Raw genomic sequence first — 16,513 nt, 5'->3', positions numbered from 1 at the left:
ACCCAATACCAAGGCGGAAACGGCCCTTTCGGGCCTCACGAAAACCTTGACTCGCGGATATTCAATCATGAAAAAACCTTGCTTGCTTTTTTGCCTGATCCTGGCCATGGGCGTTTTGGGATGCGCCCGGCCTGAGCTTCACAGCAAATGGCTGGACGGAAGCCTGGCCATTGACGGCCGTGACGACGATTGGAGGGAATGCCTTTTATATTATGACGAAGACAGCCGGATTATGGTGGGCGCCTACAATAACGACCAGTATTTGTACGTGCGGGTTTCTTCGCGAAACCGGAACTTCGCCCAACAGGCTATGCGTTCGGGCCTGGCTTTATGGTTCGACCTGGACGGAGGCGAGGACCAGGAGTTCGGCGTTCGCTATCCGGTGGGCGCCATGGGCGTCCGCCGGGGTATGAGAGGCGGGCCGGAAGGAGGCATGGACCGTATGCCAGGCGCCATGGAGCGGCCCCGCAATGATGACTTAGGCAGCCGGGAGCCTCAGCCATTTATGCCGGGCGAGGTGCAAATCCTGGGGCCGGAAGAGGACCAGGAGCGCCTGCTGGAGGTGGAGGACGCCGACGCCCTGGAGGACATCCGGGTTTGCATCGGACGCACCTGCGACCTGTTTGTGTATGAAGCGCGCATCAGCCTGCAGCATTTAGGGGGCGGCGATATTGAAGGCCCCCTCGGCATGGGCGTGCTGACATCCACCCAAGGCGGAGGCTCAGGCCGGGGCGGCGGCCCCCCCGGCGCATTGAGCGCCATGGGCGGCGGCCCTGGCGGCTCAGGAGGCGGAAGGGGGGGCGGCCCCGGCGGGGGGAAAGGCGGTCCCGGAATGTTTTCTCAAAAAAATACGGAATTGTGGTTTAAGATATATCTGGCCAAAGCGGCCCAGTGAAGCAGGCGCCGGCGGCCTTTGGCAAGCTGACGGTTTTTTGACGGCTATTGATGAAATCCGCGGTCTTGCATTTTTCCTTGACACAGGGCCGGGCCGGCTCTATATTAGGTTTCTTTTGTTACGCGACTAAAAGGGCGCAGGCAGAAGTACGAAGCGCTCTTTTTTTTCGCGCCAATGAAATAGTCGCCGGCTTTTTGGCTTAAAGCTGGCTTTTCTTTTGTCCGATTACGTTAAAAGCCCTAAATGATTAGGGTGAAACAAAATTTAATTGCAAGGGGGAATTTCACCTATGCTTTGCACCACAATCAAAAAAGGCCAAGAATGTCCTTTCATGACCAAAAAAGGCTGCTCTTACAATGGCGGCGCCTGTTTTACTCTCGTTGAACAGTGCACAGGCTGCACCCGCGTGATGGAGCTGGAGAGCGGCTGGTACTGCACGGCCTGCCCTGAGCCCGCCATCAAATGGAAGAACGGCAACTGCAACCTGGCGACCCATGTGGCTCGCGAGACCAAGGAAGGCGTGAAGATCAACCCGTTGAAGGCTTCCAAGCGCGGCGGACACTGATTCTTTCGCTTGAGCAGTACGGCCGGCATACAAAAGTGTCGGTTTTGCAGACCAGGAAATACAATTTTGTCATTGCCAAAGGGCCCTTTGCTCGTCTTGAATGGGCCTTTTGCTATGCAATCGCTTGACAGGGAGGCTGCGCGCCGGAGGTTTAGGAGCGCTCCACCCGGCTTACAAAAGAGGCGTCATGATTTTTACGAAAGCGGTAGATTATTGACACCCTTGGAAAATCAAGCGGTTTGCAGGTAGTAAGCGCATAGAGCCGGCGCAGGCCCCGGGCTCCATCCACCCGCCTATGGCGTGGGCTTAGGAGCTTGTGAAATATTTCATATATTTTTTTGTTGCAAATGGCACAAAATGTGCTTACTATAGACGTCAGATGGCGACGCGGGCAAGAACCGACCGCCCACCCGACTGGATCCAAGGCCTCCAGTCAGGGCAACCGGTTTGATGAGGGTCCAGATGCTACTGTGTTTTCAGTGTACCCCCCCCCTCCACCCTCCCTGAAAAGACATTGCAGGGACCCTCGCCCCGTCACCCTCCTTTTTTATCCTGAAATTCAGGACAAAAAGAGAATAAGCCGCTCCGATCCGGAGCGGCTTTTTTTGTTTTGCTATAATGTTTGATATCAACCCCTTGGGGCGATTCCTCCAAAATCGATCCTTTTTGACAGACCGAAAATGCAGGCGAGCTTTCGCTCTTTTTTGACTTGCTTGCTTTTCGTGGAGGATTTTACACGATCGGAAAAATACACATTTCCAAATATTTATACCGAGCGGCATACTTTGGTATGTTGCTTTTCCGGTATTTCAGGACGCATTCCTGAAATACCGGATAAAAATCACCGAAAAAGGCGCCAACATCCCAGGGCGGCTTCTGTTTTTTCCTCAAATTCACGAGGGATCGCCTAATTTTCTCCAAACGACGCCCCATTGTCTGAAATTTGCCTTGATTCCCCCTTGGATAGCCTTGTATTAAGTAGGCAGACGATCTTTTTGACAATTGGAAAGTGTAACGGGGGGAGGGTATGGTTTACCTGGATGATCTTCTCGTCCATGACGATTTTGCCAAAGCCGTTAATTCCTTGGGGCGGCCTTTTCTGCAGGAAGCCGGTCTGGGGCCCGTGGATCAGTTGGGCGTTGTGACGGCCAACGCCGAGACGGCCTCCAGGCGTTTGGAGCAAAAGGGGCTGCAAGCTTTTTTCATCGCCGGCGGCCCTGTTCAAATGTGGACGGAAAACGGCAAGGACCGGGATTTTAAGGGACGGATTGGGGTTTCGACGTACCAGGGCAAGGAACTGGAGTTGCTTGAACCTGGAGAAGGGTCAAATTTTTACAGGCAGGCCCTTGACCCCCAGGGCCGCATGACCGTCCACCACCTGGGGTTCATGGTTCCCGACGTGGATGCAGCCTCGGAGAAACTGACAGAAGCCGGCTGCCCTTTGTGGGTCCGGGGTCGAATAGCTTCCAAACCGGTCCGGGTGGAGTTTGCGTACATGGACGCCAAGGAGCAGTGCGGGTTTGTTATAGAATTCATGAACATCAGCATATTCGGCAAGCAGATAAAGACGCCCCATGGCCTGTACAATTTGCTGGCCAGGATGCAAAAAAAAATGAGAACACGCTCCTGGGAGTTAAACAAAGGGTGAAATGGTTATCTAAAAAGCCTTCCTCGACAGGAGGCGGCCCATGAAAATTCGAGTTGTAGAGTTCAGGCACCTATACAGCAATCCTGGGTTATGGTTGTTTTTGTTCACCTTGGACTCCATGCTTTTTATGCTAGGCTTGGTCTATTGCCTTCAAAACGGCGTATTCGCCCTTATTGTGCTTTTTCCATTGATCCTATATGCCTTGACCGGCTGGCTTTATGAACGGACCCGCCGCAGGGCGCCGTCTTTATTGGTGGACATCGATTCCATCAAGTGGCGCACCGGCCCCAAAGACAAGCGCCGGGTGCGCTTTCGTGCTGTCGAGTCCATAGAATATCAGGGGGAAGAGGAAGACTTCGCCTTGGTTTTAAAAGAAAAGGATGGCGCCAAGCATGTAATCGCCATACCCGGTTTGGAATCCAGGCAGGGGGAGTTGGGGCGCGTGCTCAGAAAAAAGGCCAAGGAATACAATTTTTCCGCTCAATAGCGTTTTGCAATCCATATAGGCAGCCATGCATCTTATATTTCACGGAGACGATTTCGGGCTTACCCAGGGAGTAAACCAGGGGATTGTTCAGGCCTATTCCAAGGGCCTGCTCAGAGCGGCTTCCCTAATCGCGTCGGGAGAGGCTTTTGACCACGCCGTGCAATCCGCCTCGGACCATAAAGGCCTTGACCTCGGCGTGCATTTGACGCTGACGGACGAAAAGCCTCTTTTGCCCGGCCCCGGTTATTTTTCCGGGGAATGCATGCCTTCCCGCCACGACCTGACCATGGCGCTGGCAACCCAAAGATTTGATCTGGGTCACGCCAAAAGGGAGTTGTGCGCCCAGGTGGAAAAGATTTTGGACGCAGGCGTAAAGCCCAGCCACATGGACAGCCATCAATTTGTGCATCTGCTGCCCGGCGTATTTCCGCTATGCCTGGATATTCAAAAAAAATACAAAATCCCCTTCATGCGCACCCTGGTGAAGGAGCAAATGCGAAAAGGAACTGGTCTAAAAAGGCGGCTGCAATGGACCATGCTCAATTCGTGGAGCATGCTTTATGTAAAGCCCCGCATCCCCAAGAATTTGCCGGTTATTCCCTGCACAGGATTTCTTAACGCCGGAGGCCGCATGACGGTGGAGGCGGTCCTGTCGTCCCTAAAATGTTTTTCCGCGTTTAAATCGCTGGAAATCATGCTCCATCCCGGAATCGGGGATGAGTACACGGCGAAAAAATACGCCCATTGGGGCTATTCCTGGAAAAATGACGCGGACCTGTGCACTGACCCGGCCCTTAAACAGTCTCTTGATCAAATGGGGGTCAGCGTGGCCTCTTTCAGGGAGGCGGCCTAATGGACCCTAAACGCATCCTGCTGATCAATCCCAACTGGACCGGGATACAAAACCAGAAGCAACGCCAGTTCAAACGCTTGTGGCCCCCCTTATCCCTTGCTCTGGCCGCAGCCATGATGGAGCGGCAAGGCCTGGAGGTACGCATCATTGACAACCAGGTTAAGGGCCATTCACCGGAAAAAATCGGCCTATTGGCTGAAAAATACGACAGGGTGTTCGTCACGTCCACTCCATACGACCGCTGGCAATGCCCGTCCCTGGACATCCGCTTTTTCTTTGATACGCTTAGACATATCAGCAAAGACAAACTGTTCATCCTGGGTTCTCACGTTACGGAACGGCCTGAGGCTATTTTAAGGGAGTCCGGGGCCAGGGCCGCAATTTTGGGAGAGCCGGAACAAACCATGCTGGACATTGCGTGCGCTGAAAATCCGAACGATTTGGAACAGATTCCCGGACTGGCCTGGCTGGAGCAGGGGCGCCTTAAAAAGTCTCCGGCCGGAGGCTTTATCAAGAATATGGACGCCCTGCCCTACCCCGCTTTTCATTTGCTGGACATGAAGGCCTACCATTATTTTCCCGTCATGGGAAAATCCTTTGGGATTCTGGAGGCGTCCCGGGGGTGCCCCGGAAAGTGCAATTTCTGCTATATGGGAATGTACGGGCGCCGGGTTCGCCGTAAAAGCGTGGATCGTTTTCTGGATGAAACCGAATGGGCGGTCCGGAAAATAGGGCTAAAAAATGTATACTTTATGGATCTGGAATTTGCGATCAACAAAAGGTTCGTCCTCGAATTTTGCAAGGGCCTGCAGGATCGCGGACTAATCTTGAACTGGTGCTGCCAGACCCGGGTTACGGACATGGACGAGGAGGTCGCCCAAGCCATGGCTCAGGCCGGATGCAGCCTCATCCATTTTGGCGTGGAAGCCGGGACGGACCGGATTTTAAAGCAAACAGGCAAAGGGATACTGGTTAAAGACTGCTACAAGGCGGTCCGGCTCTGTAAATCATTCGGGATAAGGACGGCTTTATTCATGAATTTCGGCTTTCCGGGCGAACATGACTACGAAATGGAGGCCACCATTAAGTTAGCCTTAAATCTTGATCCCGATTATGCGGCTTTTCATTTGATCGTGCCCTTTCCCGGAACGGCCTTGGCCGACAATTGCGGCCTGAATCCGGAAAATTTCCCCGCCCATCAGTATCCGCACTACAATTTTTTCGATCATGACCTGGAAAAGCTCAAAAGAATGCTGCACCAGGCCTATTGGAAATTTTATTTACGCCCCCGGCCAATTTTTAATGTGTTAGGGGACATGTTAAAAAATTCACAAAACATGCTTTTTAAGTAATACTTGGCCTAAAACCCCCTTGTGAGCCAGTTTTTACCTCCTAAGAGGCGCCTATGACCTGGCAGGCAAAATCCTATAAAGCCGGCGACGAGCACGGCATCCTGGCTCTTCGAAGGGCGGTTTTCGGCCAGGTGGACCCTGTCCGCGCCCGGCTCAACGCCTGGAAATGGCAATTCCTGAATAACCCCGCCGGGCGGGGCTTTATCATGCTTGCAGAGGATCAGGGCAGGATTGTAGGGCAATACGCCGCCATACCCGTTAGAATGCTTGTGGACGGCGTAGAGACCCTCTGCGGGTATTCCTGCGATACCATGGTGCATCCCCGCTGCCAGGGGCGGAGAGTCTTTACAAGCCTTGCCCGCCAGGTTTATGCGCATATGGAGTCGGAGCACGGAATAGGCGCGGTTTGGGGTTTTCCCAACAAAAACTCCATGCCCGGATTTATCAGGAGCTTAGGGTGGCGCCGCGTCGGGGATCTGCTAGCCCGGGTTGGATTCACCTCTTTTTCCGCTCTGCTTAAGGTCTACTCATCCCCAAGACTGGCCTCAGGTTGGGAGGACGTCCCCATGGAAAGGATTAGTCCCCAGTTTGACGCGCTTTGGGAGGCCCATAAGCCGCGGGACGGAGTCATACAGGTCAGAGACAGAGCCTACTTGCAGTGGCGGTACCTGGACTTGCCCGACTTTGGCTACAAGGTTTTCGGGCTGTTTAACGCAGGTCGCTTGCAAGGCTATTACACGCTCCGGGTTCAGCATGTTGCCGGGCTTAAAGTGTGCGTACTGGCGGATTGCTTCCCTTTGGATTCTATTAAGGTCATGGAACAGGCTGTAAAAGCCGCCAAGTTCCGCGCGGCTTCGCTTGGGTGTTTTATGCTTACGGCCATGTTTCCCATTAGTAGGAATGGGTTGGCGTCCCGGTTGGGATTTTATCCTGTTCCCAGAGCGGCGGCGCCCAAGGTGTTCCATCTTGCAGGCCGCTTTGAGGGGGGGGACGCAAAATCATGGATGGATCCTTTAAGGTGGCATTTGACCTTGGGGGACACGGACGTGGTTTAAGGATGGAATGAAAAAAGGCCCTACCCACAATTATGGGTGGGGCCTTAAAGTCATTTTTAGCAGGAAATGCCCTATCCTGTCCGCCTTTCGGAGGGCGGCTTACTGCAGGGCTTTTTCCAGATAGTCCGTCTGGATCTGGCTTTCGTCGTCAGAGGAAATGATCCCCGGCAGTTTTTGGGACGCCAGTTCCACCGCTTCGTCAATAAGCTCCGCGCGGAATTGCTTTCTGGCGGCCGTGATCTGGTAATCGGCCCGCTCCTTGGCAAGCTGGATCATGAGAGCGCCTTCGGCCTTGGCCTGTTCCACAATCTGCTCTTTTTCCATCTTGGCATTTTCCGTGGTTCTGGCCATAAGTTCTTCCAGGTACTGGGAGCGCTTTTGGATCTGTTCCTTGGTTTCGGCCATTTTTTCCAGGATCGCTTGCTTTTTTTCTTCCATATCCTTGATTTGGGCGGCCACTTCATCGCCCTGCCCCCGCAGCCAGCGGGTTAGGGGCCCCCAGGCGAATTTAAAGAATAAAAACGCCATGATAGCAAAGTTGACCCACCGCATGACAAAGTCGTAGGTAGGCCTCCAGCTCTGAGTTTCCGCTGCAAAGGCGTTCGCGGCGAAAAACATGAACAGCACGCCTGCGAACAACCCGATCTTTTGCGCCGAATGTTTCATCAGCCTCTCCAATATTTGTGGGCCTTGGTCCTATTGGATGCCGTCCTCCCCATGATGCTGTAGGGACCGAGGACCATAGGACTCGGATCAGTTAGGGCCCGTCAAATCCGTCATTATACCTGGAAGGGCCGGGAAGGCGGCTTCTATCAAGAAACCTTTCTACCCAGCATGCTTTCCATAATGCTTATGCTTAGCGCCTCGGATTCAGCCTGAAAGAACTGACGGGCTTGGGCGATTTGGTCGTCCACATGGGCGGCGGCTTCAGCGCGCAAGCCTTCAATATCTTTCCGAGCGGCGTTTACGATGTCCAGGGCTTCTTTTTTGCCTTCATCTTCCAATTCATTTTTCAAGGACAAAGCTTTGCTTTTGGCGTCAGCCTCGTGCTTGGCAAGTTCTGCAGCCATGGCGTCCATTTCCTGCTTAACCTGGGCGATGTCGTTTTGGGCGCCCTTGATTTGGGAGTCCCTTTCACCCATGGAATCCTGCAGGGGAGTAAAAATGAACTTTTTGGCGATAAAAAGGAAGATCAGGAAAGAAATCACCTGGACGACCAACGTCTCGTTGATGCTGATTAAGGCGATATTGCTGACAACTTCCATGAATTCTTCCCCGTATTAGACCACAAAGAGCAAAAGGAGCGCGATAACCAGAGAATAGATGCCCGTGGACTCGGAAACAGCCTGGCCGACCAGCATGGTGCGGGTCAACAGACCGGCTTCCTTGGGGTTGCGTCCAATCGCTTCACAAGCCTTGGCTGCCGCCATACCTTCACCGACACCGGGCCCGATAGCTCCCAAACCCATGGAAATGCCTGCGCCCAAAAGACCTGCCGCTTTGATGATGTCTGCACCTTCGATTGCCATTTGCCTACCTCCTGAGAAAAAGAAATTATATTTTACACAACAAATATCAGTACCAACGCCACCACCAGGGCGTAGATGCCCGTGGACTCTGCAACGGCCTGCCCCACCAGCATGGTGCGGGTCAGTTCCGCCGTGGCGTTTTCGTTCCTTGCAATCCAACCCACTGCGCTCTGTGCTGCAAAACCTTCGCCTACGCCCGGCCCGATAGCGCCGATGCCCATGCAGATTCCTGCGGAGAGCAGAGCCATGGCCGGAGCCAAAGTCGTGCCTGCGGGATCGAAGGCTTTAAACATGAGGATAAAAGAGACCAGCATGCCGTAAATGGCCGTGGTTTGAGTAACCGCCTGGCCCAGCAGCATGACGTTGGTCAGGGTGCCTGCGGCTTCCGGCTTACGGGCAACGCCCTCGCAGCTTGCCTGAGCCACAAGCCCGCCGCCGAGGCCGGAGCCAATGGCGCCCAATCCCGAAGCAAGGCCTGCGCCCAAGATGGCTGCCCACGTGGGGTTGACCGGCCTGTCGGAAAAATTGGTGAACATGAGAATAAAGGAGACCACCAGGGCGAAGATCGCCGGGGTCTGACACACGGCGGAGCCGATGAGCATGTTGGTCACCAGTCTACCGCCCATTGCAGGCTGACGAGCGGTGCCCTCACAGGCGGCGCCTGCAGGAAAACCGGAACCGATGCCGGAGCCGATGGCGCCCAGGCCCATGCAAAGGCCCGAGGACAAAAACACGGTCACCGTCATCCAGGTTGCGGTGTCATCCACCTTGGCAAAGACCAGCAGCATGGCCACAACCAGGGCGAAAATAGCCGCAGACTCGGCAACCGCCTGGCCCACCAGCATGGTCTTGAAAACGTCTCCGCTTACTTCCGGATTCCGTGAGATAGCGGCGTTGGCGTTGGCTGCAGCGTACCCTTCGCCGACTGCAGCGCCAATAGCTCCAAAGCCCATCGCTAACCCGCCTCCAATAAACGCGGCCACTTCGGCCCACATCACAATATCATTCATAACTATTTCACCTGAACAGAAATATAGACCGTGGTCAGCATGGTGAACACAAAAGCCTGGATGGTGCCCACAAAGATCCCAAAGAAGCCGAACAAGGCCGGGGGAAGCAGTATGGAGTACGTAAGGTGGGAAACCACCAGGATGATGATGGAGCCGCCCATGATGTTACCGAACAGACGGAAGGAGATGGAAACCACCTTGGCCAGTTCGCCAATCAGATTGAGAGGCAGCATGAAAGCGAAGGGTTCGATGTACACCTTGAGGTAGTCCTTGATGCCCTTTTCCTTGATGCCCGCGGCGTGAGCGATGAAAAAGCCCAGAAGGCCCAACCCCAACGGCGTGTTCAAATCTTTGGTGGGCTCGGAAAACTCCGGAATGAAGCCCAAGGGCGGCAAAACGCCCAGCATGTTGCTCATCCACAGAAAAAGGAACAGCGCACAAATCATGGGGCCGTACTTTTTACCCAATTCCTCTTCCAAGGCGTCGTCCGCAAGATCATACAGGTTTTTGACGAAAAGCTCGCCCACCACCTGCATGGGGTTGGGAATCACGCCGCGCTTTTTCACGGCCAGGAACCCGAATAAAAGCAAAATGCCGATGACGATCCAGGTCATGAGAATGACTTCCAAATTGAAGGTCATTGTATAACCATCCGTCAGCGGCACAAGCAACTGATGTATTCTCCCAAGTTCATCCATAATCTCGAAACCCGTCTTTATTTATTTACGTCAAATTTTCCCCAAGGGCGCGCATCCCTATCACGGCTCGCACCCAAATTCAACACTGAAAAATTCAGATTTGCCTCCGCAGCGCCTTGAGCAAATGATCCGCCAAAATAACCAATTGAACGGCGAACAGCCCCCCCGCCACGGCGAAAAAATTATAGGCATCATATTTCGCGCCTACAAACAGGGCCCCGGCCATTAACACAAACCGGACCAGAACGGACCCCAAGCTGCGAAGCATGCTGCCTTTTCTGCCTTGCACAACAGCCATTGGCAAGGCCTGGCTCATAATGAGAAAATTGAGGATGCTGAATAAAGTCCCTAAGATGATCCCCTTACCGATGGGCTTCATGTCCAGCACAATCAGGATGGCGCCTGCCATGACCGCCAGAGCCAGCGCCCTGGGGCAATAACGCCTCCGCAGCTCGTTAACCTGTTCCATCCTGTTTGTCTTCGGGCGATTTTTCGCCCTTGTCCCCTTTCCCGGAATCCCGGGTTAAATCCATTATCGCGCGATAGCAGACATTCGCTCCGCCAGCCACTCCCAACAAAGTTCCGATTGTGATGAAGACCCCCCTGGTCCCCAACCATTTGTCCAGTTCATAACCGGCCCAGAAGCAGAAGGCTATGCAGCCGGCCATGGTCAGGCCCAACTGCATGACAATGGTCATATCCTGGGCCCATGGTTTATTGTCTTTGAAATTAAAGAGTTTCGCCACCGGGTCACCAATACGCCACGTCGGATAAATTGCGTTTTTTTTCCCTTGATCGCTCTAAACACGTATCACTCAAGGGCGCGCGGGAGTCGCGACGGGACAGTGAGTAGCAGACCCGAAGGCTTGTGTCAAACGTTTATATAGGTATAAATATAGGTAAGGGCGAAATTAAGTTTAAATAATATTATTGTAAATTTTTTAGTAAAAATAAATTTTGGGCTCCAAACCGCATTGTCCGGTTTCTTCGCACGGGGCCGCCCCGGGCAGGGGGGAGGAAAGGTTTTACCCCCCATCATGCTGCGCTGCAGCTCCGATCCGGCTTGGGGTTTGGGGGCTTGGGGCAAGGCAATCGCCCGCCTCTGTCTGGAAGTCCTTGACGATGTGTTACATTGCGGGCATAATTAAAAATTCGGTTTAACCGAAACCGGGCTTCCAATCAGATTGGCCCGTCAACTTATTTATGGAGTCGCAACGATGGAACTGGATCATTCAAAAATATTTGAAGAATATGAAAAAGTAGTGGAAGGCGTGGACAAAGCCTTCAAGACCGTGGAAGAGGCTCACTCCGACTGCGTCAAGTGCAAGCCTGGTTGCTCGGATTGCTGTTACGCTTTGTTTGATTTGAGTCTGGTGGAAGCGTTGTACATCAATCATCATTTCAACCAACGCTTTGAAGGCAAGGAAAAGGACAGGCTGCTGGAAAGGGCGGACCGGGCCGACCGTAAAATCCATATGATCAAAAAGGAAGCCTACCAGGCCACCAAAAAGGGTAAGCAGACGGACGAGATTTTGTCCCGCGTTGCGTGGGAGCGGGTGCGATGCCCTCTTTTGGACGATGAGGAAAAATGCGTCTTGTACGACAAACGGCCCATAACATGCCGGCTGTACGGCATTCCCACGGCCATCGGCGGCAAGGGGCACACGTGCGGCGAGTCCGGATTTGAGGAAGGCCGTGCCTATCCCACGGTGAACCTGGACTCCTTGAACGCCATGCTGTACCAGCTAAGCCAAAAGATTGTGGCGGGCATTCCCACCAAGTATGTGGGCATGGCGGACATGCTGGTGCCGTTGTCCATGGCCTTGTTGACCGAGTACAATAAGGAGTACCTGGGCATTAAAGAGGAAAAAGAGGAGAAGGAATAAGCCCATGAGCAACCTGACTCCCGAACAGGAAGAGGAACGCAAACTCGCTATCTGGAACGCCATGTCCGAAAGGCGTAAAAAAGGCGTCCTCAAAAAAATGACCTATGAGAAGTGGGATCCCTTCCAGGAGCCCAAGGATCCCATAGACATCCGTAAGGATAAATCCAAGCGCACGACCCAGCAGTTGGTCAGGGAGTTTTTGCAGACGCGGCCTGACGGCGTTCACAATAATGCGTATTCCGGAGGCGCCCTGGAAATGGCCCTTGGCATCGTGAACGAAGAGGAACGCATCAAAGGCATGTTTGAGTTCGCCGTGTGGTACCAGGAGCTTCTAACGCGTGAAGGTCATACAGACGACTAGCCAGGGCATGAGCGAATGGATAATGGAGCGAGTGGCTCGGTCCATGCGCATTCCCCAGCCTGAGTTGGAGAAGGACGCTACGGTCGCCGGCGCATCCTGGACCAGGCGCGAGATCCGTAAAACTGTCCGGGCTTTGATGGAGCAGGGCAGGCTCATGTACACCTACGAGTTGGGAACCTCGTTTTTAGAGGAGAACTTCAGCGGGGCGTCGCGCCTGGGCTTCAAAATTATAGCTGTTCCTCCGGGGCAGATTTATAGGGGAAGCGATGAAGATGTTCCGTTAGTCATGAAACAGGGCGCTTCATTCGGGTCCGGCAGGCACCCCACAACCCGTATGGCGGTCAAAGCCATAGAACAGGTCTTGTCGCCGGACAATCCGTTGCGCCCTCAAGGCAGCGTGCTGGATGCAGGGACCGGAACCGGAGTGCTGGCCCTTTCCGCGTTAAAGCTGGGCATGGAAAACGCCCTTTGCACGGACATTGACCCGTGTGCATTGTTTGAAACCCGGGAGAACGCTTTATTGAACGGACTGGAAAACAGGGTCCGCGTAGAGGATATTCCCATACCGGAAATACCAGGCCGATATTCCCTGATCCTGGCCAACCTGCGGTTTCCCACCTTGGTGGAAGCCATGCCTGTTTTCACTCAGGCGCTGATTGAACCGGGCTGGTTGATTGTTTCGGGAATTCAGGTAGCGGAGGCCGGGGACATGGAGCTGGAGGCGAAAAAGCACGGCTTTGTCTCCCGAAATCTCATGACTGAACCAAAATGGGCCTGCATGATATTCTTGCAAGAAAACCATAAGGAGTTAACTAATGGCGAAGTATAAAGAGTTTGAAAACATCGATCAATACATTGCGGAATACCGCCAAGCCGTGGACATGAATCCCGAATGCGGCCAGTCCCACTATAACCTGGCCATGGGCCTGCTTGGCAAAAGGCTTTTCAATGAAGCGGAAATCGAGTTGAAGGAAGCCATCAGCTGCAGCCCCAGCCTGGCTGAAGCCTATGTGGCCTTGGGCGGCATCGCCCTGGACCGCGGGGATCTGGACGGATGCCTGGATTGGAACAAGCAGTCCATCAAGTCGCGGGCGGGGTTTGCCGAGGGGTTCGCCAACATCGGCTTTTGCCTGGCTCAAAAAGGCGATTTCGACGAGGCGGTGCGGAACCTGCGCAAGGCGATCAACTACAACCAGAATTTCATCCAGGCTTACACCACATTAGCCAGCGTATACTATACGCAGGGTCTGGTGGAAGAGAGCATCGCCGCCGCGGAAAAGGCGTTGGAGCTGAACCCCAACTTCGCCCCGGCGCACAACAACCTGGCTTTGGCGTACCTGGAAAGGGAAGAATACGACCGGGCCATTGAGCATTGCGACAAGGCTTTGGAACTGGGCTTTGAGGTGCATCCCGGGCTTCTCGAAGAGTTGAAAGCCCACAGATAATATGAGCTTGGCAGCCCCTATTTTATTTTTCGCAGCCATGCCCGGGGAGGTCCTTCCTCTGACGCCGGAAATGGCGGTAACCTCACTGCCCTCCAAGCGGGACGGACAAAGCTCCGCATCAGAAGGGCATGCGACCTTTGGCGGTTACTTTCAGGCTCTTGGTCAAATGCTGGCGGAAAACAGCTTTGCAATCCCCATGGCGGGCGTAAAGAGCCAGTTGGGCGAGGACCTGGAAGTCTCTCATGTCCGCGAGTGGCGAGTCGTCGCCGAGAAGCACGGGGCTTTTTACCATCCCGCGCGGGTGGAGGCTGTCACGGAAAGAGGCACGGCGGTCCTGGCGGCCAATGTGGCTTTGTCGGACCCGGGGCGCGCCGCCGCTGAAAGGGAATACGCCCTCTTATCTGCGCTGCAAAAGGGGAGAAAGCAATCCTTCATCCCCACGCCTTACGGGCTCGGCCGCACCCCCTGTCCTCTGGAGGGCGGAGGGAGTACGGAGGCCATGGCGTTATTTTGCCAATGGTACGCCGGGTACTGCGAATTTCATTTGTCAGTCAACCCTGCCAGCGGCAAGCATGGGGTAATTGTTTGGGATAACCAAGGCGGCCACTTTTTTCTGGATCAAAGCCAAGCTGCTTCATTATATGAGAAAGCAGCGGCCATATTGTCCTATTATTACGACCCGGAAAATTTCCGGCAGATTTTTCCCTGGCATCACGCAGCCGGGGATTTTGTGGTCAAGGTGGAAGACGGCGTTACTGATGTACGCCTGATCACCGTCCGCCAGTATGAGGGCATGATCGAAGCCCAAGAAGGCGCTGACCTGGAATCCCGTGTGGAAGCAGCTTTGTATTTTTTGGCGAACCTGACCATGCGTATGCGCCTGGATCGTTTGGACGGCGTGGGCGACTTGGTTCTGGCGGAGGACTCAGAGGTTTTTCCCTGCGTGAGGGGAATTTTTCAGGGCCTGGCAGCCAGGGAAAAGGAATCAGGCGAAAAAGGCGATTTTCATTCCATACTTTTGGACATATGCAGGGAACTGCCCCAGGAAACATGGAGGAATCTTTGTTTGGAGCTTGTGGAAGCAAGCTCTTCCCAGGCCCCTGATCGCCCCTTGCTCTTGGCGCATATCGAGGAGCACGCCCAAGCCCTTGTGGAGGCCTTTTCCAAAAGCACGGGAGGCCCGTTTTTTGTTGACAAAGGGGCCGTGCTTTTATAAATGTTGCCCATTTGTACGATTTTTCACTTGAACCTAAAAAAGGATAAGAATTGGAAAAAATTAAATATATAGAATAAATACAAAGACTTTGGAGAGGAGGTGACGTTTTTGGCGTCTAAGGGCAGGCCAAAGCCCTTATAGTATTTAGCATGACCCATAAACACAATTAACTGTTAACTGGAGGTAAACATGGCAAAACACGAGACTCCATTGTTGGACCAACTGGAAAGCGGGCCCTGGCCTAGCTTTGTGTCCGACATCAAGCAGGAGGCTGAAAACCGGGCCAAGAATGCAAACAACGTAGAGTTTCAGGTAAAACAGGACGTTTGCGAAGACATTCTCGGCGTACTGGAGCTTTCTTACAAGCATGGCCGGACTCACTGGAAACACGGCGGAATCGTCGGCGTTTTCGGTTACGGCGGCGGCGTTATCGGCCGTTACTGCGACCAGCCCGAAATGTTCCCGGGCGTTGCTCACTTTCACACCATCCGCGTGAACCAGCCCGCCGGTAAGTTCTACAACACCGAATGGCTCCGCAATCTTTGCGATCTGTGGGAATTCCGCGGCTCCGGCATCACCAACATGCACGGTTCCACGGGCGACATCGTCTTTTTGGGAACCGTCACCGAGCAGCTCGAGGAAATTTTCTTTGAACTGACTCACAAGCATGGGCAGGACCTTGGCGGCTCCGGCTCCAACCTGCGCACCCCGTCCGACTGCATCGGCGAAGCCCGTTGCGAATATGCTTGCTACGACACCCAGGCTCTGTGCCACTTCCTGACCAATGAGTATCAGGACGAACTGCACCGCCCGGCTTTCCCGTACAAGTTCAAGTTCAAGTTTGACGGCTGCCCCAACTGCTGCGTGGCCTCCATTGCCCGTTCCGACATGTCCTTCATCGGAACCTGGCGCGACGACATCCGCATTGATCAGGATGCGGTCGCCGCTTACGTTGGCGGCGAATATCCGCCCAACGCCGGCGCTCACAAAGACGGCAACTGGGGAGCATTTGACATCCAGAAGGAAGTCATCGACCTGTGCCCCACCGGCTGCATGAAGTACGAAGGCGGCAAGCTGGAAATCAACGACAAAGAGTGCACCCGCTGCATGCATTGCATCAACGTCATGCCTCGCGCTCTGAAAAAAGGTCTGGACACTGGCGTGTCCATCCTGGTTGGCGCCAAGGCTCCTATTCTGGACGGCGCTCAGATGGGCTCCCTGCTGGTTCCCTTCGTCAAGGTGGAAGAACCTTACGAAGAAATCACCGAAGTCATCGAAGCTATCTGGGATTGGTGGATGGAAGAAGGCAAGAACCGTGAGCGTTTGGGCGAACTGATCAAACGCCAGGGCTTCCAGGCAATGCTGGACGCCGTCGGTATCGATCCTGTTCCGCAACACGTCAAAGAACCTCGCTCCAACCCCTACATCTTCTGGAAGGAAGACGAAGTTCCCGGCGGCTGGCAGCGTGACGTTAATGAATTCAGAAAATACCATCAGAGATAGGGGGTGACCA

At 53.9% G+C, this 16,513-nt stretch carries 20 protein-coding genes; 13 read left to right on the top strand and 7 right to left on the bottom strand.

From position 1 onward, the window contains the following. Positions 1–67 precede the first annotated feature (67 nt). The 7 genes from G491_RS0123180 to G491_RS34515 all read left to right on the top strand — a co-directional run bounded on the left by G491_RS0123180 (position 68) and on the right by G491_RS34515 (position 6,855). Positions 68–895 (top strand): hypothetical protein, encoded by an 828-nt coding sequence (locus G491_RS0123180; protein ID WP_028316238.1) that lies wholly within the window; start codon positions 68–70, stop codon positions 893–895. A 289-nt stretch (positions 896–1,184) separates the two neighbouring features. Next, positions 1,185–1,460, top strand: coding sequence for a PxxKW family cysteine-rich protein (locus G491_RS0123175; protein WP_028316237.1), 276 nt, complete (start codon positions 1,185–1,187; stop codon positions 1,458–1,460). A 1,027-nt stretch (positions 1,461–2,487) separates the two neighbouring features. Next, entirely contained in the window at positions 2,488–3,108 is a 621-nt protein-coding gene (locus tag G491_RS0123165) for a VOC family protein (protein ID WP_028316236.1), read from the top strand. A 40-nt stretch (positions 3,109–3,148) separates the two neighbouring features. Beyond that, the gene (locus G491_RS0123160) at positions 3,149–3,595 is read left to right on the top strand and encodes a hypothetical protein (RefSeq protein WP_028316235.1); all 447 of its coding nucleotides are present in this window, start codon (positions 3,149–3,151) and stop codon (positions 3,593–3,595) included. Between the two features lie 25 nt (positions 3,596–3,620). Further along, positions 3,621–4,448: a carbohydrate deacetylase gene (locus G491_RS0123155; RefSeq protein WP_028316234.1), complete on the top strand. Its 828-nt coding sequence runs from the start codon at positions 3,621–3,623 to the stop codon at positions 4,446–4,448. Beyond that, positions 4,448–5,800: a B12-binding domain-containing radical SAM protein gene (locus tag G491_RS0123150; protein WP_028316233.1), complete on the top strand. Its 1,353-nt coding sequence runs from the start codon at positions 4,448–4,450 to the stop codon at positions 5,798–5,800. The genes G491_RS0123155 and G491_RS0123150 overlap by 1 nt, the downstream gene beginning before the upstream one ends. 53 nt (positions 5,801–5,853) lie before the next feature. Beyond that, complete coding sequence (locus G491_RS34515) at positions 5,854–6,855, top strand: GNAT family N-acetyltransferase (RefSeq protein ID WP_028316232.1); 1,002 nt, start codon at positions 5,854–5,856, stop codon at positions 6,853–6,855. Between the two features lie 99 nt (positions 6,856–6,954). On the opposite strand, the gene G491_RS0123140 is transcribed toward G491_RS34515, so the two are convergent. From G491_RS0123140 to G491_RS32155, 7 genes are all read right to left on the bottom strand, one after another. Further along, on the bottom strand, positions 6,955–7,521 hold the full coding sequence (locus G491_RS0123140; protein WP_028316231.1) for a F0F1 ATP synthase subunit B: 567 nt from the start codon (positions 7,519–7,521) through the stop codon (positions 6,955–6,957). A gap of 146 nt (positions 7,522–7,667) precedes the next feature. Next, the gene (locus G491_RS0123135; RefSeq protein WP_015949038.1) at positions 7,668–8,120 is read right to left on the bottom strand and encodes a F0F1 ATP synthase subunit B; all 453 of its coding nucleotides are present in this window, start codon (positions 8,118–8,120) and stop codon (positions 7,668–7,670) included. A gap of 15 nt (positions 8,121–8,135) precedes the next feature. Continuing rightward, positions 8,136–8,384, bottom strand: coding sequence for an ATP synthase F0 subunit C (gene atpE / locus G491_RS0123130; protein ID WP_015949037.1), 249 nt, complete (start codon positions 8,382–8,384; stop codon positions 8,136–8,138). A 32-nt stretch (positions 8,385–8,416) separates the two neighbouring features. Continuing rightward, the gene (atpE, locus tag G491_RS0123125; RefSeq protein ID WP_015949036.1) at positions 8,417–9,394 is read right to left on the bottom strand and encodes an ATP synthase F0 subunit C; all 978 of its coding nucleotides are present in this window, start codon (positions 9,392–9,394) and stop codon (positions 8,417–8,419) included. A gap of 2 nt (positions 9,395–9,396) precedes the next feature. Continuing rightward, positions 9,397–10,035 carry a F0F1 ATP synthase subunit A gene (gene atpB, locus G491_RS0123120; RefSeq protein WP_084511658.1) on the bottom strand — a complete coding sequence of 213 codons (639 nt, stop codon included), beginning with the start codon at positions 10,033–10,035 and terminating at the stop codon, positions 9,397–9,399. A 151-nt stretch (positions 10,036–10,186) separates the two neighbouring features. Further along, complete coding sequence (locus G491_RS0123115; RefSeq protein ID WP_028316229.1) at positions 10,187–10,561, bottom strand: ATP synthase subunit I; 375 nt, start codon at positions 10,559–10,561, stop codon at positions 10,187–10,189. Next, entirely contained in the window at positions 10,548–10,790 is a 243-nt protein-coding gene (locus tag G491_RS32155) for an AtpZ/AtpI family protein (protein WP_084511657.1), read from the bottom strand. The genes G491_RS0123115 and G491_RS32155 overlap by 14 nt, the downstream gene beginning before the upstream one ends. Before the next feature lie 519 nt (positions 10,791–11,309). Between G491_RS32155 and G491_RS0123105 the strand changes: the two genes are divergently transcribed. The 6 genes from G491_RS0123105 to dsrA all read left to right on the top strand — a co-directional run bounded on the left by G491_RS0123105 (position 11,310) and on the right by dsrA (position 16,503). Then, on the top strand, positions 11,310–11,978 hold the full coding sequence (locus G491_RS0123105; RefSeq protein WP_028316228.1) for a YkgJ family cysteine cluster protein: 669 nt from the start codon (positions 11,310–11,312) through the stop codon (positions 11,976–11,978). A gap of 4 nt (positions 11,979–11,982) precedes the next feature. Next, positions 11,983–12,339, top strand: coding sequence for a hypothetical protein (locus G491_RS0123100; protein ID WP_015949031.1), 357 nt, complete (start codon positions 11,983–11,985; stop codon positions 12,337–12,339). Continuing rightward, positions 12,317–13,168 (top strand): 50S ribosomal protein L11 methyltransferase, encoded by an 852-nt coding sequence (locus G491_RS34510; protein ID WP_169829506.1) that lies wholly within the window; start codon positions 12,317–12,319, stop codon positions 13,166–13,168. Before G491_RS0123100 ends, G491_RS34510 begins: the two co-directional genes overlap by 23 nt. Further along, positions 13,155–13,784, top strand: a complete 630-nt coding sequence (locus G491_RS0123090; protein ID WP_015949029.1) for a tetratricopeptide repeat protein — start codon at positions 13,155–13,157, stop codon at positions 13,782–13,784. Before G491_RS34510 ends, G491_RS0123090 begins: the two co-directional genes overlap by 14 nt. 1 nt (position 13,785) lies before the next feature. Continuing rightward, complete coding sequence (locus G491_RS0123085) at positions 13,786–15,000, top strand: hypothetical protein (protein WP_028316226.1); 1,215 nt, start codon at positions 13,786–13,788, stop codon at positions 14,998–15,000. A gap of 189 nt (positions 15,001–15,189) precedes the next feature. Then, entirely contained in the window at positions 15,190–16,503 is a 1,314-nt protein-coding gene (dsrA, locus tag G491_RS0123080) for a dissimilatory-type sulfite reductase subunit alpha (protein WP_015949027.1), read from the top strand. The last annotated feature ends 10 nt before the right edge of the window (positions 16,504–16,513 follow it).

It is taken from the genome of Desulfatibacillum aliphaticivorans DSM 15576 (assembly GCF_000429905.1).
In the GTDB taxonomy this organism is placed as follows: domain Bacteria; phylum Desulfobacterota; class Desulfobacteria; order Desulfobacterales; family Desulfatibacillaceae; genus Desulfatibacillum; species Desulfatibacillum aliphaticivorans.
The sequence above is the reverse complement of the archived record's forward strand: the minus strand, read 5'-3'. Positions and strand labels throughout refer to the sequence as shown.